At 60.1% G+C, this 25613-nt stretch carries 23 protein-coding genes; 15 read left to right on the top strand and 8 right to left on the bottom strand.

Annotated features, from left to right (window positions below; translation table 11 throughout):
• The first annotated feature begins 26 nt into the window (after positions 1-26).
• A complete protein-coding gene (locus ACM6IN_RS05890) occupies positions 27-1271 on the top strand; it encodes a metallophosphoesterase family protein (RefSeq protein ID WP_123375954.1) in 1245 nt (414 codons plus the stop codon).
• A 115-nt stretch (positions 1272-1386) separates the two neighbouring features.
• Here the strand turns inward: ACM6IN_RS05890 and gbcA are convergent, their stop codons facing one another.
• The gene (gbcA, locus tag ACM6IN_RS05885; protein ID WP_007911229.1) at positions 1387-2682 is read right to left on the bottom strand and encodes a glycine-betaine demethylase subunit GbcA; all 1296 of its coding nucleotides are present in this window, start codon (positions 2680-2682) and stop codon (positions 1387-1389) included.
• A 297-nt stretch (positions 2683-2979) separates the two neighbouring features.
• On the opposite strand from gbcA, the gene gbcB reads away from it, so the two are divergent.
• Entirely contained in the window at positions 2980-4080 is a 1101-nt protein-coding gene (gbcB, locus tag ACM6IN_RS05880) for a glycine-betaine demethylase subunit GbcB (RefSeq protein ID WP_007911227.1), read from the top strand.
• Between the two features lie 189 nt (positions 4081-4269).
• Here the strand turns inward: gbcB and ACM6IN_RS05875 are convergent, their stop codons facing one another.
• Both ACM6IN_RS05875 and ACM6IN_RS05870 read right to left on the bottom strand, forming a co-directional pair.
• On the bottom strand, positions 4270-5094 hold the full coding sequence (locus ACM6IN_RS05875) for an SDR family oxidoreductase (protein ID WP_414915582.1): 825 nt from the start codon (positions 5092-5094) through the stop codon (positions 4270-4272).
• Positions 5095-5268: 174 nt separating this feature from the next.
• On the bottom strand, positions 5269-6309 hold the full coding sequence (locus ACM6IN_RS05870; RefSeq protein ID WP_236431625.1) for a low specificity L-threonine aldolase: 1041 nt from the start codon (positions 6307-6309) through the stop codon (positions 5269-5271).
• 126 nt (positions 6310-6435) lie between these two features.
• Between ACM6IN_RS05870 and ACM6IN_RS05865 the strand changes: the two genes are divergently transcribed.
• The 8 genes from ACM6IN_RS05865 to fdhA all read left to right on the top strand — a co-directional run bounded on the left by ACM6IN_RS05865 (position 6436) and on the right by fdhA (position 16559).
• Complete coding sequence (locus tag ACM6IN_RS05865; RefSeq protein ID WP_414915581.1) at positions 6436-7146, top strand: TraX family protein; 711 nt, start codon at positions 6436-6438, stop codon at positions 7144-7146.
• A gap of 285 nt (positions 7147-7431) precedes the next feature.
• Entirely contained in the window at positions 7432-8685 is a 1254-nt protein-coding gene (locus tag ACM6IN_RS05860) for a serine hydroxymethyltransferase (protein ID WP_007913117.1), read from the top strand.
• A gap of 20 nt (positions 8686-8705) precedes the next feature.
• On the top strand, positions 8706-9956 hold the full coding sequence (locus ACM6IN_RS05855) for a sarcosine oxidase subunit beta (RefSeq protein ID WP_003206307.1): 1251 nt from the start codon (positions 8706-8708) through the stop codon (positions 9954-9956).
• Positions 9957-9970: 14 nt separating this feature from the next.
• Complete coding sequence (locus ACM6IN_RS05850) at positions 9971-10300, top strand: sarcosine oxidase subunit delta (RefSeq protein ID WP_007913119.1); 330 nt, start codon at positions 9971-9973, stop codon at positions 10298-10300.
• Positions 10297-13314: a sarcosine oxidase subunit alpha gene (locus tag ACM6IN_RS05845; RefSeq protein WP_414915580.1), complete on the top strand. Its 3018-nt coding sequence runs from the start codon at positions 10297-10299 to the stop codon at positions 13312-13314. The genes ACM6IN_RS05850 and ACM6IN_RS05845 overlap by 4 nt, the downstream gene beginning before the upstream one ends.
• A 132-nt stretch (positions 13315-13446) precedes the next feature.
• The gene (locus ACM6IN_RS05840; RefSeq protein WP_008086919.1) at positions 13447-14079 is read left to right on the top strand and encodes a sarcosine oxidase subunit gamma; all 633 of its coding nucleotides are present in this window, start codon (positions 13447-13449) and stop codon (positions 14077-14079) included.
• Between the two features lie 222 nt (positions 14080-14301).
• Entirely contained in the window at positions 14302-15159 is an 858-nt protein-coding gene (gene purU, locus ACM6IN_RS05835; protein ID WP_007909989.1) for a formyltetrahydrofolate deformylase, read from the top strand.
• Between the two features lie 200 nt (positions 15160-15359).
• On the top strand, positions 15360-16559 hold the full coding sequence (gene fdhA, locus ACM6IN_RS05830) for a formaldehyde dehydrogenase, glutathione-independent (RefSeq protein ID WP_034155015.1): 1200 nt from the start codon (positions 15360-15362) through the stop codon (positions 16557-16559).
• 58 nt (positions 16560-16617) lie between these two features.
• Here the strand turns inward: fdhA and ACM6IN_RS05825 are convergent, their stop codons facing one another.
• Positions 16618-16938 carry a hypothetical protein gene (locus ACM6IN_RS05825; protein WP_414915579.1) on the bottom strand — a complete coding sequence of 107 codons (321 nt, stop codon included), beginning with the start codon at positions 16936-16938 and terminating at the stop codon, positions 16618-16620.
• A gap of 315 nt (positions 16939-17253) precedes the next feature.
• Between ACM6IN_RS05825 and ACM6IN_RS05820 the strand changes: the two genes are divergently transcribed.
• Positions 17254-17811 carry a DUF2780 domain-containing protein gene (locus ACM6IN_RS05820; protein ID WP_414915578.1) on the top strand — a complete coding sequence of 186 codons (558 nt, stop codon included), beginning with the start codon at positions 17254-17256 and terminating at the stop codon, positions 17809-17811.
• Position 17812: 1 nt separating this feature from the next.
• On the opposite strand, the gene ACM6IN_RS05815 is transcribed toward ACM6IN_RS05820, so the two are convergent.
• Complete coding sequence (locus ACM6IN_RS05815; RefSeq protein ID WP_414915577.1) at positions 17813-18700, bottom strand: acyltransferase; 888 nt, start codon at positions 18698-18700, stop codon at positions 17813-17815.
• A gap of 307 nt (positions 18701-19007) precedes the next feature.
• Here ACM6IN_RS05815 and ACM6IN_RS05810 point away from each other — a divergent pair, with 307 nt between their 5' ends.
• The 4 genes from ACM6IN_RS05810 to creD all read left to right on the top strand — a co-directional run bounded on the left by ACM6IN_RS05810 (position 19008) and on the right by creD (position 23223).
• Positions 19008-19511, top strand: coding sequence for an ATP-dependent zinc protease (locus ACM6IN_RS05810; RefSeq protein WP_008078089.1), 504 nt, complete (start codon positions 19008-19010; stop codon positions 19509-19511).
• Positions 19512-19584: 73 nt separating this feature from the next.
• Positions 19585-20265, top strand: a complete 681-nt coding sequence (gene creB, locus ACM6IN_RS05805; protein WP_042704954.1) for a two-component system response regulator CreB — start codon at positions 19585-19587, stop codon at positions 20263-20265.
• Positions 20265-21683 carry a two-component system sensor histidine kinase CreC gene (gene creC, locus ACM6IN_RS05800; protein ID WP_414915576.1) on the top strand — a complete coding sequence of 473 codons (1419 nt, stop codon included), beginning with the start codon at positions 20265-20267 and terminating at the stop codon, positions 21681-21683. Before creB ends, creC begins: the two co-directional genes overlap by 1 nt.
• Positions 21684-21852: 169 nt before the next feature.
• Positions 21853-23223, top strand: a complete 1371-nt coding sequence (gene creD, locus ACM6IN_RS05795; RefSeq protein WP_007910002.1) for a cell envelope integrity protein CreD — start codon at positions 21853-21855, stop codon at positions 23221-23223.
• A 208-nt stretch (positions 23224-23431) separates the two neighbouring features.
• Here creD and ACM6IN_RS05790 read toward each other — a convergent pair whose 3' ends face one another.
• From ACM6IN_RS05790 to ACM6IN_RS05780, 3 genes are all read right to left on the bottom strand, one after another.
• A complete protein-coding gene (locus ACM6IN_RS05790; RefSeq protein WP_414915575.1) occupies positions 23432-24061 on the bottom strand; it encodes a glutathione S-transferase in 630 nt (209 codons plus the stop codon).
• A 209-nt stretch (positions 24062-24270) separates the two neighbouring features.
• Positions 24271-24450, bottom strand: a complete 180-nt coding sequence (locus tag ACM6IN_RS05785; protein ID WP_007910007.1) for a hypothetical protein — start codon at positions 24448-24450, stop codon at positions 24271-24273.
• Positions 24447-25577: a PepSY-associated TM helix domain-containing protein gene (locus ACM6IN_RS05780; RefSeq protein WP_414915574.1), complete on the bottom strand. Its 1131-nt coding sequence runs from the start codon at positions 25575-25577 to the stop codon at positions 24447-24449. Before ACM6IN_RS05780 ends, ACM6IN_RS05785 begins: the two co-directional genes overlap by 4 nt.
• Positions 25578-25613: the final 36 nt, after the last annotated feature.

The following is a 25613-nucleotide window of genomic DNA, read 5'->3' as shown; positions in this document are numbered from 1 at the left end:
AACCCTTTCGGATAGAGGAATTTGTCATGTCACTGGTCAGTCATTGGGAACACGAATACGACAAGGTCAAAGTGCGCATTCACGGCTTGTTCACGCGCATGGAAATGGCCTGGATGAAACTCATCAGCGAGCTGGAGCCGCAGGAGTTTCAGGCGATCATCAAGCTGTTGCAGCGTGGCCACGATCAGGCGCAGTACGTGCTGAAAAACGGCGAGTTGCCGGACGACGAACCCGCCGTGCCATGGGAGTTGTCGCACGGCTTGTCGATCTTGCGCATTGGCAATGCGACGCCGCTGCCGCAATCACCGGATCAACTGGCGACCCGGGTGTTGAAGGACGGCACGCTGCTCGGTTGTCGCAAGTGGGAATTGCTCGATCTGTTGTGGAGTGAGGCGCTACTGAAGTGGATCGAAAACCTGCGCCATCACGCGACGTTCGGCACTGACCCGGCGGTGGTGCAGATGGATCGCGAGGTGACCTTGGCGATCGCTGGCGATTGGGGTACCGGGCCGTTCGATAGTCATGCGCCGGCGGTGTCAGTGGCCAATCAGATGCAACTGGCCCAAGCCGATTTCACCATTCATTTGGGCGATGTGTATTACGCCGGCAGTCACTCTCAGGAAGACGTCGACATGGCCGGTTGGCCGATGGGCACACATGGCTCGTTCACCCTCAATTCCAATCACGAGATGTACAGCGGCGCCCACGGTTATTTCAAGGAACTGGCCAAGCGTTTTCCGGGGCAGCAGGGCACCAGTTACTTCGCCTTGATCAACGATGACTGGCTGGTGGTCGGGCTGGATTCGGCTTACGCGTCAGATGCGATGAATCTGTACATGGACGGCACCTTGAACGAGCCGCAGATCGCGTGGATGAAAGGCCTGCCGAAACGCAAGAAACTCATGGTGCTCAGCCATCATCAGGGCTTCGATATTTCTGGGCATAACAAGACCGCGCTGTATCAACCGGTGTGCGATGCGCTGGGGCGTGAACCGGATTACTGGTATTGGGGGCATCTGCACAACGGCATCGTGTATGCGCAGCAGGGTGGTTTGCATGCGCGTTGTGCCGGGCACGGGGCGATTCCGTATGGCAATTCCAGTGAGCTGAACGGGCATTCGCGGGTGTTGTGGTCGGAGACCCAGGATGCCAACGACCCGGCGTATCCGCTGCGGGTGTTGAACGGGTACGCGAAGATCAGGTTGGTGGGGGAGGAGATATTTGAGGAGTTTATTGGTGAGGATGGATCGGTGAGGTGGTCATCGAAGTGATGCGGTGACTGTTCTGACGCTATCGCTGGCAAGCCAGCTCCCACAGGTTTTGCGGTGTACACGGAATCTGTGAACACCATCAACCACTGTGGGAGCTGGCTTGCCAGCGATGCTTTTAGCCTTGGACCGGCACGCCTTTGAGGTAAGGCGCAGGCTCGGCCCCAAGGTTGTTCAGCATGCGCTCGCTGTACCAATCGACGAAGTTGACCACGCCAAACTCATAGGTCTTGGAGTAAGGCCCAGGCTGGTAAGCGGTGGAGTTGATCCCGCGCTGGTTCTCTTCGGCCAGTCGACGATCCTGATCGTTGGTCGCGTCCCATACCTGACGCATGCGTTCCACGTCGTAATCGACGCCTTCAACCGCATCCTTGTGCACGATCCACTTGGTGGTGACCATGGTTTCCTGCGCGCTGATCGGCCACACGGTGAAGACGATGATGTGGTCGCCCATGCAGTGGTTCCACGAGTGCGGCAGGTGCAGGATGCGCATCGAGCCGAGGTCCGGGTTCTTGATGCGGCCCATCAGTTTCGCGCAGCCCTGTTTGCCGTCGAGGGTCATCGACACGGTGCCCTTGAGCAGCGGCATGCGCACGATGCGGTTGCGCAGGCCGAAGCTGGCGTGGGCGTAGGGGATCTTTTCGGCTTCCCAGGCAGCGGCGGAGGCGGCGACGTGATCCTTGAACGCCTGATCGGCGCGTGGGTCGGTGACGTCGTCCCATTCCAGCAGGGTTTTCAGCAGTTCCGGGTGCGACGCGTTGCAGTGGTAGCACTCGCGGTTGTTTTCCAGCACCAGTTTCCAGTTGGCCTTTTCCATCAAGGTGGTGGTGATCGCCACCTTGGTGTTCTCCATGTCGTACGGTTCCATGTAATGGTTCAGCGTCGACAGGAAGTCATCAATGGCCGGCGGATTCTCCGCCAGGCTGATGAAGATGTAGCCGCCGGCAGTCTTCACGTTCACCGGTTTCAGGCCGTACTGCTTCATGTCAAAGTCGGCGCCCATTTCGGTGCCGGCGAACAGCAGGCGTCCGTCCAGCTCATAGGTCCACTGGTGGTAGTGGCAGACCAGTTTGGCGACTTTGCCTTTTTCGCTGGTGCACAGACGCGAGCCACGGTGGCGGCAGACGTTGTGGAACGCGTGCACCACGCCTTCGGCGCCACGAATGACGATGATCGGGTTTTTGCCGACCTGCAGGGTCAGGTAGTTGCCCTTGGCCGGGATTTCGCAGGTCATGCCGGCGATCAACCACTCTTTCTGAAAGATCTCCTGCATGTCGATATCGAACAGCCGCTCATCGCTGTAGAACGGTTGCGGCAGCGAAAACGTGCGCTCGCGCTCCTGGAGCATTTGTGCGGTGGCCTTGCGTGCGGGTTCCAGCGGATCGCCCAGGCTGATTTTTGCGGTGACGTCCATCGATGTGATCCTCATGGCCATCTGCGTGGCCGGCGAAAAGTGGCTGATCAGGTGTGCTGCTAACGGTTGCTACGCAAGGTGTAAAGAATCTGTCTTGGTGTTGGGGCGAGTGTGGGGCCGGCGCTGCCGCGAACCTTATCCATGGGCGACATGGTGCAATCTGTTCCCGACGCGCAACCCCCGGTGGTTGGGGGCTGGTCGCGATAAGTATGCCGATGTCGCGGATAGGTAAACGGGCGGTTCGCGCTATACGCAGAATCGCCGACATGAGGCCGACAGTCGGCCGTGGAGAACAGCATGTCCAACAGCTTCCTGAATCCGGTCACCACCCAGACCTGGGCCAATGGCCGACACATCGTCCGTTGCGTCAAAGTCATCCAGGAAACCTGGGACGTGCGCACCTTCTGCTTTATGGCTGATCAGCCGATCCTGTTCTTCTTCAAGCCCGGGCAATTCGTCACCCTGGAGCTGGAAATCGAAGGCCAGCCGATCATGCGCTCGTACACGATCTCCAGTTCGCCGTCGGTGCCGTACAGCTTTTCGGTGACGATCAAACGGGTGCCGGGCGGCAAGGTCTCCAACTGGCTGCACGACACGCTTCATGAGGGGCAAGAGTTGGCGGTGCACGGGCCGGTCGGGTTGTTCAATGCCATCGACTTCCCGAGCCCGAAAGTGCTGTATCTGAGCGGCGGCGTCGGCATCACGCCGTGCATGTCGATGGCGCGCTGGTTCTACGACACCAACGCTAACGTCGACATGACCTTTATCCACAGCGCGCGCTCGCCGAAAGACATCATTTACCACCGCGAGCTGGAGCACATGGCGTCGCGGATCGACAACTTCAGCCTGCACCTGATTTGCGAGAAACATGGCTTGGGTGAGCCGTGGGCCGGGTATCGCGGTTACCTGAACCACAAGATGCTCGAATTGATGGTGCCGGACTTCCTCGAGCGCGAAGTGTTCTGCTGCGGCCCGACGCCGTACATGAACGCGGTCAAGCGCCTGCTCGAAGTGGCCGGTTACGACATGTCGCGTTATCACGAGGAATCCTTCGGCGCCACGCCGCCGGAAGCCCGTGCCGATGCGGTCGAACAGGCCGAGCAGGCTGCGGATGCACCGGAAATCGATGCGGCGGATCTGCATCAGGTCGAATTCACTTCGTCTGGCAAGAGCATTCGCGTGGCACCGGGCGAGACCGTGCATGCGGCGGCCGCCAAGCTGGGGCTGATGATTCCGAAGGCGTGCGGTATGGGCATTTGCGGGACGTGCAAGGTGCTGAAGCTGGGCGGTGAGGTGGAGATGGAGCACAACGGCGGGATTACCGAGGACGACGAGGCCGAAGGGTTTATCTTGTCGTGCTGCAGTGTGCCGAAGGGGGATGTGCGTATCGATTTCTGATCGGTAACCCTCACCCCAGCCCTCTCCCAGAGGGAGAGGGGGCCGACCGAGGTGTCTGGCGTTCTACATCGACCTGAACGACCTTATCGATTATGGATTCGGCAAAGTAGTTTCACGTCGGCGTAATTCTCAAATATCCCCCGATCAGTCCCCTCTCCCTTTGGGAGAGGGCTAGGGTGAGGGGCTATTTCAGTCAACAAACAAATCCGGCATCAACGCCGCCTCGCTTTCCCGATCAAACCGATAATGATCAAACTCCGCCACACCGTTCTCACGCAAAATCTCCTCATCAATCAACAACCGCCCGGTAATCTGCCGCCCGCTGCTATCCAGAATCACATGCGTCGCATCCGCCATAATCTCTGGCGTTCGCGCCTGCTTGAACGACTCCCGATTCCCCAACTGAAACTCAATCGCCGCCGTGGCAATCATCGTCTGCGGCCACAGTGAATTGACGCTGATCCCGTAACTGGCAAATTCCTCGCTCATCCCCAGCGTCAGCATGCTCATGCCGTACTTGGTCACGGTGTAGGGGCTGAACTGCGCGAACCATTTGGTGGAAAGGTTCAGCGGCGGTGACAGGTTGAGAATGTGCCCGGCGGATCTCTTCAAGTAGGGCAGGGCGGCCTGGCTGCACAGCAACACCGCGCGGGTGTTGATCTGGTGCATCAGGTCGAACCGCTTGAGTTCGATGTGTTGCACACCAGTGAGCTTGATCGCCCCGGCGTTGTTCACCAGCGCATCGATCGCGCCGAAATGTTCGTTGGCCTGGGCGAGTGCCTGGCGCACGCCGTCCTCATCACGCACATCCACCTGCAACGCCAACGCCTTGCCGCCCGCCGCTTCGACTTCAGAGGCGACGCTGTGGATGGTGCCGGGCAGTTTGGCGTGGGGTTCGGCGCTCTTCGCCGCAATGGCGATATTGGCCCCGTCCCTCGCGGCACGCAGCGCGATCTCACGGCCAATGCCACGGCTGGCGCCGGTGATGAACAGGGTTTTGCCTTGTAGCGACATGCCGATGCTCCTGCTTATTGTTATCTGAGCGGAGGGCTCGACAGACAATGTAGACCAAGCAGAAGCACAACCTGTGTAGGAGCTGCCGAAGGCTGCGATCTTTTGATTTTGTTTTTCAAGATCAAAGGATCGCAGCCTTCGGCAGCTCCTACAGGGGGAGGGTGGGACGTCAGGTCAGGCGGACATGACTTCGCGGATGTCGCGGGCCAGTTCGCGGACGCGTTCTTCTTCGGTGTCCCAGGAACACATGAAGCGTGCGCCGCCCTTGCCGATGAAGGTGTAGAAGCGCCAGTTCTTCGCGGTCAGCGCGGCGATGGCCGGCTCGGACAGTTGCAGGAACACGCCGTTGGCCTGCACCGGGAACATCAGTTCGACGCCGGGAATGTCGCTGACCAGTTCAGCCAGCAGCTGCGCGCAGTGGTTGGCGTGGCGGGCGTATTTCAGCCAGGCGTCGTTTTCGAGGATGCCGACCCACGGTGCCGAGAGGAAGCGCATTTTCGACGCCAGTTGCCCGGCCTGTTTGCAGCGGTAATCGAAGTCTTCCGCCAGTTTGTGGTTGAAGAACAGAATCGCTTCACCCACGGCCATGCCGTTTTTCGTGCCGCCGAAGCACAGCACATCAACACCGGCCTTCCAGGTCAGATCGGCCGGGGAGCAGCCGAGGAAGGCGCAGGCGTTGGAGAAGCGCGCGCCGTCCATGTGCAGGTGCAGGCCCAGCTCTTTGCAAGTGGCGCTGATGGCGCGGACTTCTTCCGGGGTGTAGACGCTGCCGACTTCGGTGGCTTGGGTCAGGGTGACCACACGCGGTTTCGGGTAGTGAATGTCCTGGCGCTTGAGCGCGACTTCGCGGATCGATTGCGGGGTGATCTTGCCGTTTTCGGTGCCGGCGATCAGCAGTTTCGAGCCGTTGGAGAAGAATTCCGGGGCGCCGCATTCGTCGGTTTCGACGTGGGCGGTTTCCGAGCAGATCACGCTGTGGTAACTCTGGCACAGCGACGACAGGGCCAGCGAGTTGGCAGCAGTGCCGTTGAAGGCGAAGAACACTTCGCAGTCGGTTTCGAACAGTTTGCGGAAATGGTCGGACGCGCGTGCGGTCCATTCATCGTCGCCATAAGCGCGCTGGTGGCCGTGGTTGGCCTGCTCCATCGCAGCCCAGGCTTCAGGGCAGATACCGGAGTAGTTGTCGCTGGCGAATTGTTGGCTCTTGTCGGTCATGGCCGGCTTCCGTGGTCGAGACTCTTGTGAAGGCTCGTGGTCAATGAGGGTGCGCACTTTACCGAAGATCTTCCGGGGAGCACACGGGATGTCACGTTCAGGAAATTACCAGTTTGTAGGACGATTATGCACCTGAGCAAACGCGACGGCGCACTGGATCTGCTCAAGTGGCTGGCGCTGCTGAGCATGTTGTTCGATCACCTGCGATATGTCGGCTTTTCCGTCGATTGGCTGTATGTGCCAGGACGGTTGGCGTTTCCGTGGTTTTGTCTGGCGATGGCGGCGAATCTGGCGCGTGATGGTTCGCAGAAGACGGAATGGCGCTACCTGGGCTGGTTGTTGCTGTTCAGTGCGGTGAGTGAAATTCCTTACCGGTTGTACATTCCTGAGCCCGATACGTTGAATGTGATGCCGACGCTGGCGCTGGGGTTGCTGGTGGCGCGGGGGTGGCAGGATCCCTCGATCATGTCGCGATTGCTGGGCGTTGCGGCGCTGGTGCTGGCCGCTGTTTTTCCGGAGCGACTGATGTTCGGGTTCTTCGGCGTTTTGCTGCCGCTGGCGATGCTATTGGTGTTTCGTCGGTCGTGGTATTTCAGCCTTTTGCCGGGGTTGGTGTGTCTGGCGGCCAACCAATGGCAAGTGCTGTATGAATCGGCAATCTTCGGTAATAGCGTTGCCATTTTCGGCATTGCCACCTGCCTGTTCGCGCCACTGCTCGGAATGTTCCTGTTGCGACATGCACGACATCTCCAGCCACCCCCCATGCGCCGTTGGGCTTACGCCCTCTACCCCACACATTTCCTCCTGCTGCTACTTATCCGCCAAGTTGCCGCATGACCCTGTGGGAGCTGGCTTGCCAGCGATAGCGGTGGGTCAGCCACCATCAATGCCGGATGTGCCGCCGCCATCGCTGGCAAGCCAGCTCCCACAGGGTTCTCCAGTGTTTTCGAGATCGAGTCTGGAAAACGCATTTCCGGCCATGTCGTAAACGCACCTTTGCGTGGCGCGCGCAGGCATTTGAGCTGTCTGCGCCGGTCATACCATCGGCATCAAAGGGCACTGCCTTCATTGCCAGTGCCTTACCGAGACGAATGGCGCACAGATGCCGCTGGGAGAGACGCGATGTTCAGCAAGCAAGACCAGATCCAGGGTTACGACGATGCACTGCTGGCGGCGATGAATGCCGAGGAGCAACGTCAGGAAGATCACATCGAGCTGATCGCGTCGGAGAACTACACCAGCAAACGCGTCATGCAAGCGCAAGGCAGCGGCCTGACCAACAAATACGCCGAAGGCTACCCGGGCAAGCGCTACTACGGTGGCTGCGAGCATGTGGATAAAGTTGAAGCGCTGGCCATCGAACGCGCCAAGCAACTGTTCGGCGCCGATTACGCCAACGTCCAGCCGCATTCCGGTTCTTCGGCCAACAGCGCCGTGTACCTGGCGCTGATCCAGCCAGGCGACACCATCCTCGGCATGAGCCTGGCCCACGGCGGTCACCTGACCCACGGCGCCAAAGTGTCGTCCTCGGGCAAGCTCTACAACGCCGTGCAGTACGGCATCAACACCGACACCGGGCTGATCGATTACGACGAAGTCGAGCGTCTGGCCGTCGAATCCAAGCCAAAAATGATCGTCGCCGGTTTCTCCGCTTACTCGAAGACTCTGGACTTCCCGCGCTTCCGTCAGATTGCTGACAAAGTCGGCGCGCTGCTGTTCGTCGACATGGCCCACGTCGCCGGTCTGGTCGCTGCCGGTCTGTACCCGAACCCGCTGCCGTACGCCGACGTGGTCACCACCACCACGCACAAAACCCTGCGCGGTCCACGGGGCGGGCTGATCCTGGCCAAGTCCAACGAAGAGATCGAGAAGAAGCTCAACGCCGCGGTGTTCCCCGGCGCTCAGGGCGGCCCGCTGATGCACGTCATCGCCGGTAAAGCCGTGTGCTTCAAAGAAGCGCTGGAGCCGGGCTTCAAGGCTTATCAGCAACAAGTGATCGACAACGCTCAGGCGATGGCCAGCGTGTTTATCAAACGTGGCTACGATGTAGTGTCCGGCGGCACCGACAATCATTTGTTCCTGGTCAGCCTGATCCGTCAGGGCCTGACCGGCAAAGACGCCGACGCCGCCCTTGGCCGTGCACACATCACCGTCAACAAGAACGCCGTGCCGAACGACCCGCAATCGCCGTTCGTGACCTCGGGCCTGCGCATCGGCACCCCGGCTGTCACTACGCGCGGTTTCAAGGTGACCCAGTGCGAAGTGTTGGCTGGCTGGATCTGCGACATCCTCGACAACCTCGGCGATGCCGATGTCGAGGCCAATGTTGCCCAGCAAGTGTCGGCCCTGTGCGCAGACTTCCCGGTTTATCGCTGAGTGTTCTGGAGTAACTGACTATGCAACGCTATTCGGGCTTCGGCCTCTTCAAACACTCCCTCAGCCACCACGAAAACTGGCAGCGCATGTGGCGCACGCCAACGCCGAAGAAGGTCTACGACGTGGTCATCGTCGGCGGCGGCGGGCACGGTCTGGCGACCGCTTACTACCTCGCGAAAGAGCACGGCATCACCAACGTCGCCGTGGTCGAGAAGGGCTGGCTGGGCGGCGGTAACACCGCGCGCAACACCACCATCGTTCGCTCCAACTACCTGTGGGACGAGTCGGCGCACCTCTACGAACATGCGATGAAATTGTGGGAAGGCCTGTCGCAGGATCTCAACTACAACGTGATGTTCTCCCAGCGTGGCGTCTACAACCTGTGCCACACCCTGCAGGACATCCGTGATTCCGAGCGTCGGGTCAGCGCCAACCGCCTCAATGGCGTCGATGGCGAACTGCTCAACGCCAAGCAAGTCGCTGACGAGATTCCGTACCTTGACTGCTCGAAAAACACTCGCTACCCGGTGATGGGCGCGACCGTTCAGCGTCGCGGCGGCGTCGCCCGTCACGATGCTGTGGCGTGGGGCTTTGCCCGTGCCGCCGACGCCCTCGGTGTGGACTTGATCCAGCAGACCGAAGTGATCGGTTTCCGCAAGGAAAACGGCGTGTGCATCGGTGTTGAAACCAACAAGGGTTTCATCGGCGCCAAGCGCGTCGGCGTGGTCACGGCCGGTAACTCCGGGCACATGGCCAAACTGGCCGGTTTCCGTCTGCCGATCGAATCCCACCCGCTGCAAGCGCTGGTGTCCGAGCCGATCAAGCCGATTATCGACAGCGTGATCATGTCCAACGCCGTACACGGTTACATCAGCCAGTCCGACAAGGGCGACCTGGTGATTGGCGCCGGTATCGACGGTTACAACGGCTACGGCCAGCGCGGTTCGTACCCGGTGATCGAGCACACCATCCAGGCCATCGTCGAGATGTTCCCGGTGCTGTCGCGGGTGCGCATGAACCGCCAGTGGGGCGGCATCGTCGACACCACCCCGGACGCTTGCCCGATCATTTCGAAAACCCCGGTACCGAACATGTTCTTCAACTGCGGTTGGGGCACCGGTGGCTTCAAGGCCACACCTGGCTCGGGCAACGTGTTTGCCGCGAGTCTGGCCAAGGGTGAAATGCACCCGTTGGCCGCCCCGTTTTCCATCGACCGTTTCCACAACGGCGCACTCATCGACGAACACGGCGCTGCTGCCGTCGCCCACTAACAGGAGAAATCCCCATGTTGCATATCTTCTGTCCTCACTGCGGCGAGTTGCGCTCCGAAGAGGAATTCCACGCATCCGGTCAGGCGCACATTCCGCGCCCGCTCGACCCTGGCGCTTGCACTGACGAGGAGTGGGGCGACTACATGTTCTTCCGCGATAACCCCCGTGGTCTGCACCACGAGTTGTGGGATCACGTCGCCGGTTGCCGTCAGTACTTCAACGTCACCCGCGACACCGTGACCTACGAGATTCTCGAAACCTACAAGATCGGCACCAAGCCGCAATTCACCGACAAGGCTGATTCGGCGAAAACAGCCACGACGGCGCTGGGAGAGAAGGTATGAGCCAGACCAATCGCCTGTCCAACGGTGGACGGATCGACCGCAACAAAGTGCTGAGCTTCACCTTCAACGGTCAGAGCTACAAGGGCTTCGAGGGTGACTCGCTGGCTGCCGCGCTGATCGCCAACGGCGTCGACATCATCGGCCGCAGCTTCAAGTATTCGCGTCCTCGCGGGATCTTCGCTGCCGGCGCCGAAGAGCCGAACGCGGTGCTGCAGATCGGTGCGACCGAAGCCACACAGATTCCCAACGTGCGCGCCACGCAACAGGCGCTGTATCAAGGTTTGGTCGCGACCAGCACCAACGGCTGGCCGAGCGTCAATAACGACATGATGGGCATTCTCGGCAAGGTCGGCGGCAAGCTGATGCCGCCGGGTTTCTACTACAAAACCTTCATGTACCCGCAATCGTTCTGGATGACCTACGAGAAGTACATTCGCAAGGCTGCCGGCCTCGGCCGTTCGCCGACCGAAGTCGATCCGGACACCTACGACTACATGAACCAGCACTGCGACGTGCTGATCGTCGGCGCCGGCCCGGCCGGTCTCGCCGCTGCCTTGGCCGCTGCGCGCAGCGGTGCCCGAGTGATTCTGGCCGATGAGCAGGAAGAGTTCGGCGGCAGCCTGCTCGATTCCCGCGAAAGCCTCGACGGCAAACCGGCGATGGACTGGGTCGCCAGCGTCATCACGGAACTGAAGAACACCCCAGACGTGCTGCTGTTGCCGCGCGCCACGGTCAACGGTTACCACGACCACAACTTCCTGACCATTCACGAACGCCTCACCGATCACCTCGGTGACCGCGCGCCGATTGGCCAGGTGCGTCAGCGCATTCACCGTGTTCGCGCCAAACGCGTAGTGCTGGCGACCGGTGCTTGCGAGCGTCCGCTGGTTTACGGCAACAACGACGTGCCGGGCAACATGCTCGCGGGCGCAGTGTCGACTTACGTGCGTCGCTATGGCGTAGCGCCGGGCAAGAAACTGGTGCTGTCGACCAACAACGATCACGCTTATCGCGTGGCGCTGGATTGGCTCGACGCCAGTCTGCAAGTGGTCGCCATCGCTGACGCCCGTAGCAATCCGCGTGGTGCGCTGGTGGAAGAAGCCCGTGCCAAAGGTATCCGCATCCTCACCGGCAGCGCCGTGATCGAAGCCCGTGGCAGCAAGCGTGTCACTGCTGCCCGCATTGCCGCGATTGATGTCAAAGCCCATTCGGTGACCAGCCCGGGCGAATGGCTCGACTGCGACGTGATCGCCAGTTCCGGCGGTTACAGCCCGGTCGTTCATTTGGCTTCGCACCTTGGTGGCAAGCCGACCTGGCGCGAAGACATCCTCGGTTTCGTACCGGGCGAAGCACCGCAGAAACGCGTGTGCGTCGGTGGCATCAATGGCGTTTACGGTCTCGGCGATTCGTTGGCTGACGGTTTTGAAGGTGGCGTGCGTGCTGCCGCTGAAGCCGGTTTCCAGACTGTCGAAGGCGTACTGCCGAAAGCCTTGAGCCGTCACGAAGAACCGACACTGGCGCTGTTCCAGGTGCCGCACGAAAAGAACACCGCACGGGCGCCGAAGCAATTCGTCGACCTGCAGAACGACGTGACCGCTGCGGCGATCGAACTGGCAACCCGCGAAGGTTTCGAGTCGGTCGAGCACGTCAAACGCTACACCGCGCTGGGCTTCGGCACCGATCAGGGCAAGCTCGGCAACGTCAACGGTCTGGCCATTGCCGCCCGTTCGCTGAACGTGACCATCCCGCAGATGGGCACCACGATGTTCCGCCCGAACTACACGCCGGTGACTTTCGGCGCCGTGGCCGGTCGTCACTGTGGGCACATCTTTGAACCGGTGCGTCACACCGCGCTGCACGCCTGGCATGTTAAGAACGGCGCCGAGTTTGAAGACGTCGGTCAGTGGAAACGTCCATGGTACTTCCCGAAAAACGGTGAAGACCTGCATGCCGCCGTCAAGCGCGAATGCAAAGCCGTGCGCGACAGCGTTGGCCTGCTCGATGCCTCGACCCTCGGCAAGATCGACATTCAAGGCCCGGATGCCCGCGAGTTTCTCAACCGCGTGTACACCAACGCCTGGACCAAGCTCGACGTGGGCAAGGCTCGCTACGGTTTGATGTGCAAAGAAGACGGCATGGTCTTCGACGACGGTGTGACGGCGTGCCTGGCGGACAACCATTTCGTCATGACCACCACCACTGGCGGCGCCGCACGCGTGCTGCAGTGGCTGGAGCTGTACCACCAGACCGAATGGCCGGACATGAAGGTGTATTTCACCTCCGTCACCGACCACTGGGCAACCATGACCCTGTCCGGGCCGAACAGCCGCAAGCTGCTCAGCGCCGTGACCGACATTGATCTGAGCAACGAAGCCTTCCCGTTCATGACCTGGAAAGAAGGTCTGGTCGGCGGTGTGCCGGCGCGGGTGTTCCGCATCTCGTTTACCGGTGAGCTGTCGTACGAAGTCAACGTGCAGGCCGACTACGCGATGGGCGTGCTGGAGAAAATCGTCGAGGCCGGCAAGCAATACAACCTGACGCCGTACGGCACCGAGACCATGCACGTGCTGCGTGCCGAGAAGGGTTTCATCATTGTCGGTCAGGACACTGACGGCTCGATGACCCCGGACGACTTGAACATGGGCTGGTGTGTGGGTCGCACCAAACCGTTCTCGTGGATCGGCCAGCGCGGGATGAACCGTGAAGACTGTGTGAAGGATCAGCGTAAGCAACTGGTCGGTCTGAAGCCGATCGATCCGAACGTGTGGCTGCCGGAAGGGGCGCAACTGGTGTTCAACACCAAGCAGACGATCCCGATGACCATGGTCGGCCACGTGACTTCCAGCTACGCGCACAACTCCCTCGGTTATTCGTTTGCCATGGGTGTGGTCAAGGGCGGTCTGAAGCGCCTCGGTGAGCGGGTGTTTGCACCGCTGGCCGACGGCAGCGTGATCGAGGCGGAGATTGTTTCTTCGGTGTTCTTCGATCCGAAGGGTGATCGCCAGAACATCTGACACTGATCGTTCCCACGCTCTGCGTGGGAATGCATCCCGGGACGCTCTGCGTCCCAAGAGCGGACGCAGAGCGTCCATGGCGGCATTCCCACGCAGAGCGTGGGAACGATCAAGAATTCAGGAAGGTGCTTTATGACCACAGCCAATGTTTACCAACAACGCCCGACCACCGGCGCCAAGGCCGAGTCGTCGCTGCACCATGCCGACCTCGCCAGCCTGGTCGGCAAGGGCCGCAAGAACGCCGGCGTGATCGTGCGTGAGAAAAAACTCCTCGGCCACCTGACCATTCGTGGTGATGGCCACGATGCAGCCTTCGCCGCCGGCGTGCACAAGGCCCTGGGCATTGAATTGCCCGGCGCCCTCAGCGTGATCGTCAAAGGCGAAACCAGCCTGCAATGGATGGGCCCGGACGAGTGGCTGCTGATCGTGCCAAGTGGTGAAGAATTCGCCGCCGAACAGAAACTGCGTGAAGCACTGGGCGATCTGCACATAGCGATCGTCAACGTCAGCGGCGGCCAGCAAGTACTCGAACTGAGCGGGCCGAACGTGCGTCAGGTGCTGATGAAATCCACCAGCTACGACGTGCACCCGAACAACTTCCCGGTCGGTAAAGCGGTCGGCACGGTGTTCGCCAAGTCGCAGTTGATGATTCGCCATACCGCTGAAGACACTTGGGAATTGCTGATTCGTCGTAGCTTCTCGGATTACTGGTGGTTGTGGTTGCAGGATGCTTCGGCTGAGTACGGGTTGAGCGTTCAGGCCTGAAAGATCAAGAGCCACCCCCTCACCCCAGCCCTCTCCCCCAGGGGGGAGAGGGGGAAAGGGAGCAGATTTGTGTAGTTTTCGAGCCTGAGTTCGCCGCGATATTTCAGGTCGGCGTAGCTCGAAACAACACCTCGGTCAGTCCCCTCTACCTCCGGGAGAGGGCTAGGGTGAGGGGCAAAAATTCCCCAGACACCCCGCACAAAGAACAGGAGTCACCGCACCATGAGCCGCGCCCCAGACACATGGATTCTGACCGCCGACTGCCCCAGCGTCCTCGGCACCGTGGACGCGGTCACGCGTTTTCTGTTCGAGCAGGGCTGCTACGTCACCGAGCACCACTCGTTCGATGACCGCCTCTCCGGGCGTTTCTTCATTCGCGTGGAATTCCGCCAGCCCGACGGCTTCGACGAAAAGTCCTTCCGCGCAGGCTTAGCCGAACGCGGTCAGGCCTTCGGCATGATCTTCGAGCTGACCGCACCGAACTACCGGCCGAAAGTGGTGATCATGGTCTCCAAGGCCGACCACTGCCTCAACGACTTGCTCTACCGCCAGCGCATCGGCCAGTTATCGATGGACGTGGCGGCGGTGGTCTCCAACCACCCGGATCTGAAACCGCTGGCCGACTGGCACCAGATTCCCTACTACCATTTCCCCCTCGACCCCAACGACAAGCCGTCGCAGGAGCGTCAGGTGTGGCAGGTGATCGAAGAGTCCGGCGCCGAACTGGTGATCCTCGCCCGCTACATGCAGGTGCTGTCGCCGGAGCTGTGCCGCAAGCTCGATGGCAAGGCGATCAACATTCATCACTCGCTGCTGCCGGGTTTCAAAGGCGCCAAGCCGTATCACCAGGCCTACAACAAGGGCGTGAAACTGGTCGGCGCGACGGCGCATTACATCAATAACGATCTGGATGAAGGGCCAATCATTGCCCAGGGCGTCGAGGCGGTGGATCACAGTCATTACCCTGAGGATCTGATTGCCAAGGGGCGCGATATTGAAGGCCTGACGCTGGCGCGGGCGGTTGGGTATCACATTGAGCGGAGGGTGTTTCTCAACGCCAATCGTACGGTCGTTCTCTAGATCGCCATCGCTGGCAAGCCAGCTCCCACAGGATTCGGTGTTGGATTTAGATTCTGTAAACGACACAAATCCCTGTGGGAGCTGGCTTGCCAGCGATGAGGCCCTGACAGGCAACACATAAACAGCATCTGTACCCGAGCACTCAACGCGCTGCCTGCCTGGGCAACGCGGTTCCATAAAAACAACAGCGAGGTGAAAGCATGTCTGGCAATCGTGGTGTGGTGTATCTCGGCGCTGGCAAGGTCGAAGTACAGAAAATCGACTATCCGAAAATGCAGGACCCGCGCGGTCGCAAGATCGAGCACGGGGTCATTCTCAAAGTGGTTTCCACCAATATCTGTGGCTCCGACCAACACATGGTGCGCGGCCGTACCACGGCGCAGACCGGTCTGGTGCTGGGTCACGAGATCACCGGCGAGGTGATCGAAAAAGGCTCCGACGTCGAAAACCTGAAAATCGGTGATCTGGTTTCCGTGCCGTTCAACGTCGCTTGCGGGCGCTGCCGTTCCTGCAAAGAGCAACACACAGGCGTCTGCCTGACCGTCAACCCGGCCCGTGCCGGTGGCGCTTACGGTTACGTCGACATGGGCGACTGGACCGGTGGCCAAGCCGAATATGTGCTGGTGCCGTACGCTGACTTCAACCTGCTGAAACTGCCGGACCGCGACAAGGCCATGGAGAAAATCCGTGACCTGACCTGCCTCTCCGACATTCTCCCGACCGGCTACCACGGCGCCGTCACTGCCGGCGTTGGTCCGGGCAGCACCGTTTACATTGCGGGCGCCGGCCCGGTCGGTCTGGCCGCTGCCGCTTCCGCACGTTTGCTCGGTGCTGCGGTGGTGATCGTCGGCGACGTCAACACCATCCGCTTGGCTCACGCCAAATCCCAGGGTTTTGAAATCGTCGACCTGTCCAAGGACACCCCTCTGCACGAACAGATCGCCGCACTGCTGGGCGAACCGGAAGTGGATTGCGCGGTGGACTGCGTCGGCTTCGAAGCACGCGGCCACGGCCACGACGGCGTGAAAGCCGAGGCTCCCGCCACCGTGCTCAACTCACTGATGGGCGTGGTGCGTGTTGCCGGCAAGATCGGTATCCCGGGCCTGTACGTCACCGAAGATCCAGGTGCCGTGGACGCCGCCGCGAAAATGGGCAGCCTGAGCATTCGCTTCGGTCTGGGCTGGGCCAAGTCGCACAGCTTCCACACCGGCCAGACCCCAGTGATGAAGTACAACCGCCAACTGATGCAGGCGATCATGTGGGATCGCATCAACATCGCCGAAGTGGTGGGCGTGCAGGTGATCAGCCTCGATCAGGCGCCGGAAGGTTACGGCGAGTTTGATGCGGGCGTGCCGAAGAAGTTTGTGATTGATCCGCATAAGTTGTTTAGTGCGGCGTAGGTTTTACCCGTATAAAAAGGGCAACCCTCGGGTTGCCCTTTTTTGCGCCTTATTTTTCCTATTTTTCTTTGAACGCGCATTTGCTGGCATCGCCGTCCTTGGTTGAACAATCATCACCACTCCAGTTTGTGGGGGTAACGGCGTCGACCGGCGTACCGTTTCGGTAACCGGCCGAGGCGCCGAGATCGCCCTTGCCTTCGTAGCGACAAATGACAACGGAATTGGCGCTGTCTTTGTCTTTAAGGCGTGCAGAGGTGAAGGTGAGGTCTTCGTTGTCTTGAGAGTGGGTAATCGAGAGTGTCGGGCAAGTGGCTGCGTAGGCGGTGCTCATCATGGCAAGACTGACCAAAATACCGGCGGCGATTTTCAGCTTCATCATTTGTACTCCGTTACATAAAAGGAGCAGGAATGTTCGCTTTGATAGTGATTGCCGCCAACTGTCAGACCTGACAGGTATTGAGGTCCATTTGAAATAAGCATTCCAATTAATCGCTACTGAATGGCCTAAGAGATCGCAGCCTCCGAATTCCAAGGGCTCATTCATCGCGGGGGTCTCCGGGATTTCACGTTTTACACACGCAGGCCGGATGAAAATGGATGCGCCGCGCCGGAACATGCCGGCGGATACCCGGTCAAACCGGCAGTTTCACTGCCCACTCATCGGGTGGTTTTTACAGCGCAAGAGGATGTCTGAATGAAGATTTCACGCGGTTTTGCCTTGGCATCGCTCCTGACCCTGGCCGCCGGGCCGGTGTTTGCCGGTTTCAGTCTGAACGACGTCGCAGGTGCGGTTTCGGGGATGCAGGGCGGTGACAAGGCGGCCGCTGCGGCGCCGACGTCGGAGACCGCCGGGTTGCTCAGTGCCCTCAGTGCGCTGGATGTCACGCCGGAGCAAGCCGTCGGCGGCACCAGTGCAATGCTCGGGCTGGCGAAGAATCAGCTGAGCAGCACTGACTACTCGCAGTTGGCCAAAGAAGTGCCGGGCATCGACAAACTGTCGGGTGGCAGCGGCAATTTGGCGGCGCTGGGCGCCTTGCTCGGTTCATCCGGCAAGTCTGCCGGGCTGGAGAATGCGCTGGGCAACGTCAAGGACACCAATGACCTGAACAATGCCTTCAGCGCATTGGGCATGGACAGCGGCATGATCGGCCAGTTTGCCCCGGTACTGTTGCAATACCTCGGTCAGCAGGGCGTCGGCGGTTCGCTGTTGAGCAGCCTGGGCAGCATCTGGGGCGCCGGCAGCGGTAGCTGATTCAGCCGCGCTCGCCGCGCAGTTCGGCGATGCGTTGGTCCTTCTCGTTCCAGAGCTGGTTGACCCAGCTCTGGACCTTCTGGCGAAACGCCGGATCATTCTCGTAATCGCCCTGCCACAGCGCCGGGTCGAGGTCGCGGGTCTTGATGTCGATGATCACGCGAGGCACGTTGCCGCTGATCAAGTCCCAGAAACCCGGAATGTTCGCCTGTGGATAAACCACCGTCACATCGAGAATCGCATCCAGTTGTTCACCCATCGCTGCCAATACGAACGCCACGCCGCCGGCCTTGGGCTTGAGCAGGTGGTTGAACGGTGATTGCTGCTGCGCGCTTTTTGCCGTGGTGTAGCGGGTACCTTCCAGATAATTGACCACGGTCACGGGCTGACGCTTGAACAGCTCGCAGGCCTGTCTGGTGATTTCCAGATCCTTGCCGGCCAGTTCCGGGTGCTTGGCCAGAAACGCTTTGGTGTAGCGCTTCATGAACGGGTAATCCAGCGCCCACCACGCCAGCCCCAGAAACGGCACCCAGATCAGCTCTTTCTTGAGGAAGAATTTGAAGAACGGCGTGCGGCGGTTGAGGGTCTGAATCAGCGCCGGAATATCGACCCACGATTGGTGGTTGCTGACTACCAGATAGGAGGTATCGCCGCGCAAGTCTTCACCGCCACGAATGTCCCACTGAGTGGGAATGCACAGACGGAAAATCAGTTTGTCGATCTCGGCCCAGGTCTCGGCGATCCACATCACCGCCCCCGACGCGTAGTCGCGCCAGCGGCCGGGCGCGACCAGTTTGAGCAGGGCAAACACCAGCAGCGGCCCGATCAGGATCAGGGTGTTGAGCAACAGCAGCAGGGTGACGAAACAGCCGGTGAGCAGGCGGCGCATAAGCAACTCTTTGCAAACGGATGGGCGCGCCATGATAAGCAGCTTCGCGCGACAGGCCAAATCGGTGGTGACGAATGTTTCACTTTTGGGCCGGTATGCTGGTGCCAGATATTGTATTGAATGTGCTGGCCTCATCGCTGGCAAGCCAGCTCCCACAGGTTTCTCTGGTGTTCACGAGAATTGCATTCATTGAAGATCCTTGTGGGAGCTGGCTTGCCAGCGATGCGGTCTCACGGGCGAACGAATTGCTCGCCGGGTGTCTAAAATCTCGCGTCTGCCGCCCTCATTTTCCAAGGAAGCCCCTTACGTGAAATCCCTCCTTGCACTGTTTGCCCTCGTCGCTCTGCCGGTCATGGCCGCCGAGCCGACTCTGTACGGGCGCTACGAATACATCGCGCTGCCGGAAATCGGCGGTGAAGTGCTCAAGGCCAAGATGGACACCGGCGCACTGACCGCCTCGCTGTCGGCCAAGGACATCGAAACCTTCACCCGTGATGGTGACGACTGGGTGCGTTTCCGCCTCGGCACCAAGGACGCCAGCAACAAGGTCTACGAACACAAGGTGGCGCGCATCAGCAAGATCAAGAGCCGTTCGGATGAAGAGGACGAGGGCGAAAGCACCGAAGTCGCCAAGCGCCCGGTGGTCGATCTGGAGCTGTGCCTGGGCAACGTCAAGCGTACCGTTGAGGTCAACCTGACCGACCGCAGCAACTTCAATTATCCGCTGCTGATCGGTGCCAAGGCCTTGCGCGAGTTCGGCGCGGCAGTGAACCCGGCGCGGCGCTTCACCGCCGACAAACCGGACTGCTGAGCCAAGTGGTCTCATTGACGTAACGTCAGGCTTGGGGCACCGTTCGCGCACTTAACCCACGGGCTCGGACGCCATGCCTCATATCCTGATTGTCGAAGACGAAGCGGCGATTGCCGACACGCTGATTTTCGCCCTGCAAGGCGAGGGCTTTAGCACGACGTGGCTGAGCCTCGGCGCGGCGGCGCTGGAGCATCAGCGCCAGACCCCGGCCGATCTGATCATCCTCGACATCGGCCTGCCGGACATCAGCGGTTTCGAGACTTGCAAGCAGCTGCGGCGTTTCAGCGAGGTGCCGGTGCTGTTCCTCAGCGCCCGCGATGCCGAGATTGATCGCGTGGTGGGGCTGGAGATTGGCGCCGACGACTACGTGGTCAAGCCGTTCAGCCCTCGAGAGGTGGCGGCGCGGGTCAAGGCCATCCTCAAACGCATGGCGCCGCGTCCAGTGATTGAAGCCTCTTCGGCGCTGTTTCGCATCGATCCCGAGCGCGTACAAATCAGCTATCGCGGCCAGACGTTAAGCCTGACCCGCCACGAATTCCGCCTGTTGCAGTGCCTGCTCGAACAACCCGAGCGGGTGTTCAGTCGCGAACAACTGCTCGATGCGTTGGGCGTGGCGGCCGACGCCGGTTACGAGCGCAGCATCGACAGCCACATCAAAAGCGTGCGCGCCAAATTGCGTCTGGTGCGCGCCGACGCCGAGCCGATCCAGACCCATCGCGGGCTCGGTTACAGCTACAGCCCGGGGCATAGCTGATGTCGCTGGGGCTGCGGATCTTTCTGGTGTATGTGCTGTTTGTCGGCCTCACCGGTTATTTCGTGCTCAACACGGTGATGGAGGAAATCCGTCCCGGCGTGCGCCAATCCACCGAAGAGACCCTGGTCGATACCGCCAACCTGATGGCGGAAATCCTGCGGGACGATTTCAAGGCTGGGACCCTCAGCGAGAACCGCTGGCCTGAATTGCTGCGCGCCTATGGCGAGCGTCAGCCACAAGCGACGATTTGGGGCTTGCCGAAAAATCAGGTCAACCACCGTATCTACGTGACTGACGCCAAGGGCATGGTGGTGCTCGATTCCAGTGGTGTAGCGGTCGGTCAGGATTACTCGCGCTGGAACGATGTCTACCTGACCCTGCGCGGTGAGTACGGTGCACGTTCGAGCCGCAGTGATCCGGATGACGCCAGTTCGTCAGTGATGCACGTCGGCGCGCCGATCCGCGACAACGGCAAGATCATCGGTGTGGTCACCGTCGCCAAGCCCAACAGCTCATTGCAGCCTTATGTCGATCGCACCGAGCGGCGTTTGCTGTTTTACGGTGCTGGTTTGATCGGCCTCGGCCTGTTGTTCGGTGCTTTGCTCTCGTGGTGGCTGAGCCGCGCGCTGCATCGCTTGACCGGTTATGCCCAAGCGGTAAGTGAGGGCCGGCGGGTGGAAGTGCCGCATTACCGTGGCGGTGAACTGGAACAACTGGCTACCGCCGTGGAACAGATGCGCACGCAACTGGAAGGCAAGGCCTACGTCGAGCGTTATGTGCATACGCTGACCCATGAGCTGAAAAGTCCGCTGGCGGCGATTCGTGGCGCGGCGGAGTTGCTGCAAGGGGATATGTTGCCGGTTCAGCGCCTGCGCTTTGTCGGCAACATCGACAGCGAAAGTGCGCGGATGCAGCAGTTGATCGAACGGTTACTGAATCTGGCGCAGGTCGAGCAACGTCAGGGACTGGAAGAACGGGTCGCTGTGCCGCTGGCGGTTTTGGTTGATGAACTGTTGCAAGGGCAGGCTGCGCGGATTGAAGGTAAGCAGTTGCGCATCGAACAGACCATTGCGGCGGATCTGCTGTTGATTGGCGAGCCGTTTCTATTGCGTCAGGCGCTGGGTAACTTGCTGGAGAATGCGCTGGATTTCACTCCGTCACAGGGGCTGTTGCGCTTCAGCGCCGAGCGGGTTGGCGAGCAGATCGAATTTCGATTGTTCAATGAAACGGTGCCGATTCCTGACTACGCCTTGCCGCGTCTGACCGAGCGTTTCTACTCGTTGCCGCGTCCGGACAGTGGGCGCAAAAGCACGGGTTTGGGGCTTAACTTCGTCGAAGAGGTGGTCAAGTTGCATGGTGGGGCGATGCAGATTCGCAATGTCGAAAACGGTGTTGAAGTGATATTGCGCTTGCCTTGATACCGTCAAAAGATCGCAGCCTTCGGCAGCTCCTACATTGGATTGCGTACACCTGTAGGAGCTGCCGAAGGCTGCGATCTTTTGATCTTTCCACACAATCTCCATATTCCCCCCACATTCCCCTCATACAGCACCAGCAGACTCTGCCCATCCAAACAGGGAGAGTCCCATGAACAAGAATCTGACGATAAAGCTCGGCGCCATCGCCGTGCTCATCCTGCTGTTGCTGATCCCGTTGCTGATGATCGACGGCGTCATCGACGACCGCCAACAGCTGCGCGATGGCGTGCTCGAAGACATCGCCCGCAGTTCCAGCTACAGCCAGCAACTGAGCGGGCCGGTGATGGTGGTGCCGTATCGCAAAGTGATTCACAACTGGAAAACCAACGACAAGACCAATCAGCGCTACGACGAGCCGAGCGAAGAGCGCGGTCGTTTGTACTTCCTGCCGGAGCGTTTCGAACTCGATGGTCAGGTGCAAACCGAGCTGCGCGCACGGGGCATTTATGAAGCGCGGTTGTTCCACGCCGACAACCGCATCAACGGCCATTTCTCATTGCCGGCGCAATTGGGCATCAAGGAAGACTTCAGCGACTACCAGTTCGATGCACCGTTTCTCGCGGTAGGTATCAGCGACATTCGCGGTATCGAAAATGCGCTGAAACTGGAACTTGACGGTCAGCGTCTGGACTTCGTGCCGGGCACCCAGGTCGGCTGGCTCGGCGAGGGTGTACGAGTGTCGCTGCCGTTGCTCGACACCAGCAAAACCACGGAACTGAGCTTCGGTTTCGATCTGCGGCTGCAAGGCACCGGTTCGTTGCAGGTACTGCCGGTGGGCAAGAGCAGCAGCGTCAGCCTCACTGCAAATTGGCCGCATCCAAGTTTCATCGGCAATTTCCTGCCGGCCAAACGTGAGATCAACGATCAGGGTTTCAGCGCCGATTGGCAGACCACGTTTTTCTCCACCAACCTGCAAGACGCCATGAGCCGTTGCGTGAGCAGTAATGATTGCGAGGCGTTCAACGGTCGCAGCTTCGGTGTGAGCTTCATCGACCCGGTGGATCAATATCTGAAGAGCGACCGGGCGATCAAATATGCCTTGCTGTTCATCGTCCTGACGTTCGCCGGTTTCTTCTTGTTCGAAGTACTCAAGAGCCTGGCGGTGCACCCGGTGCAATACGCGCTGGTCGGTGTGGCCCTGGCGTTCTTTTATCTGTTGCTGCTGTCGCTGTCGGAGCACATTGGTTTCGCTCTGGCGTATCTGTTGTCGGCCAGTGCTTGCGTGCTGTTGATCGGGTTTTATGTCTGCCACGTGCTGCGCAGTGTGCGTCACGGCTTGAGTTTTTCGGCGGGGCTGGCGGCGTTGTATGGCCTGCTCTATGGCTTGCTGAGCGCAGAGGATTACGCGTTGTTGATGGGCTCATTGTTGCTGTTCGGCCTGCTCGGTGTGTTCATGGTGCTGACGCGCAAACTGGATTGGTACGGGATCGGGCAGAAACCGGCGCAGCCGTTGGAGTTTGATGTGGGGGCGATGCAATGAGCCGGTCGCTTGGGTTGCGTGAGGATCAGTGCTGGAAGGATGAACTGGTGACGCGGATTATCGGGTTTTTGCCTGTGGAACCGAGTGGGTGCCATCGCTGGCAAGCCAGCTCCCACAATGAGTTCGGTGATGACATAAATCCCCGATCTACCACAAATCCTGTGGGAGCTGGCTTGCCAGCGAAGAGGCCGGAACAGGCGCCGCCGATTTAAGGCTTGGGCATCGTGGCGATCATGGACGGTCGCTGACTCACCTCAAAGTACCAGTTGGCCAGTTGCGGGTTGGCATCACGCCAGCCCAGGTCCGGGAAACGCAGATCGAGATAACCCAGCGCACACGCCACGCTGAGCGCCGCGACATCGAAATGGCTGGTCAGCTCGGCAATGGCATCTTTTTCCAACACCGCGAGGGCACGGCGGATCTTGTCGCGCTGCGCTTCGAGCCATTCGTCCCAATGTTTTTCCGGCGCGCGCAGGACCATTTCATAACGCACCATCACCGACGCATCCATGATCCCGTCGGCCATCGATGCCAGGGTCAGACGCCGCCAGCGAGCCGCGCCTTCGCGGGGGATCAGCGGATTGCCGACGTGCTGCTGGTCGAGGTATTCGAGGATCACCCGGCTGTCATGGATGACGTTGCCGTCGGCCAGACGCAGGGCGGGAATCTTGCCCAGCGGGTTATCGGCATTGAGCTCGGCACTCGGGCTGACCGGGCTGAGCACACAGTCTTGCAAGGCGACGCGATCCTGCTGGCCGGTTTCGTGCAGCAACACCATCACTTTGCGCACAAACGGAGAGAGCGTGTTGTGGTACAGGGTCATGCTGGGGGCAGACATTGGCAAACCTCGGTGATCGTCGAAGAGCAGGTGGTTAGCCTAGTCAGAACCGCGATGGCTGGCGAGGGAATTTATGGCGCCCATCCGGCCGCCATCGCTGGCAAGCCAGCTCCCACAGGTTTTTGCAGTGAACACACATTTCAGGCCCAGCAGAGATCCTTGTGGGAGCTGGCTTGCCAGCGATGAGGCCATCACCGACAGCACAAAAACTACCTGCGCAGCAACAATCCCCTGATCGCCAGAAATGCCGGAACACCCAGCCCAACCCAGCTCAACACATCCCAAATCCCATCCCCCAGCAACGCCGCAAACAACCCCGCTGCACTCAGCAACGCAATCACGATCGGCGTGCTGAACACCTTCCAGAAATTCGACTGACGCGGCTTCATGCAGACGCCTCCGCCGTTTCCAGCAGGGGTTTGGCCGCTTTGCGCCGCACCACCCACAGATAAACGCCACTGCCGAGCACAATGATCGTCAACACATCGAGCGTGGCCCAGAGGGTTTTCATCGGCATGCCGCCGTAATCACCAAAGTGCAACGGCTGCGACATGCCCATGGCGTCCATGTACCACGGACGTTCGGCCACGGCGGTAACCTGCAGAGTGGTCGCATCGATCAGTACCGGCGTCAGCAGATGCGAGGTCAGGTGCGTGCCGCCCTTCATGAACACCGAGTAATGGTGTTCGCTGGAAAAGCGTGTGCCGGGAAAGGCAATGAAGTCCGGTTTCATCTCCGGCGCAACTTCAGCAGCGATATCGAGCAAACGCGTGGCCGGCGCCAAGTGGGTCAGCGGTGGCGCATCGCGGTAAGGTTCGATCAGCGCAGTCAGTGCATCGTTGCGCCAAGCGGCGATCAGCAGGTCGGCGCAGGCGCTGATCACACCGGTCACGCCGACCACCAACGCCCAGGTCAGGGTGACCACGCCAATCAGGTTATGCAGGTCGAGCCAGCGCAGCCGTGTCGACTTGTCCTGACGCACCGTGCCGAACTTCAAACGGCGCATGAACGGCAGGTACAGCACCGTTCCGGACACGATGGCCACGACAAACAACAAGCCCATAAACGCCAGCAGCAATTTGCCCGGCAGCCCGGCGAACATGTCGACGTGCAGGCGCAGGATAAACAGCATCAAGCCGCCATTGGCCGATGGGGTTTCCAGCGCTTCACCGGTGCGTGCGTCGAGCATGAAGGTGTGCGAGGAGTTCGGTTCGGTGCCGGCGGTTTTCGCCATGATCGTCAGTACGGCATTCGGCTCATCGTCATCGAAACCGAAGTACTGCACGACTTCATCGGGACGATGTTTCTCGGCGGCCTCGACCAGTTGCGCCAGATTCAGACGTGGCGTGTCGGCGGGCATCTCGCGCACTTCGGGCGCATCGCCGAGCAGGTGCTCGATCTCGTGATGGAAAATCAGCGGCAATCCGGTCAGTGCCAGCATCAGCAGAAACACGGTGCAGACCAGGCTGGTCCAGGTGTGGATGAACGACCAGCGACGAATTGTTTTACTTTTCATTTCATGACCTTCAAAAACACCAAAGCCGTCCACGAA

The organism is Pseudomonas sp. IT-P395 (assembly GCF_949767675.1).
Classification (GTDB): Bacteria; Pseudomonadota; Gammaproteobacteria; order Pseudomonadales; family Pseudomonadaceae; genus Aquipseudomonas.
This window is presented reverse-complemented; position numbering and strand designations above follow the sequence as displayed.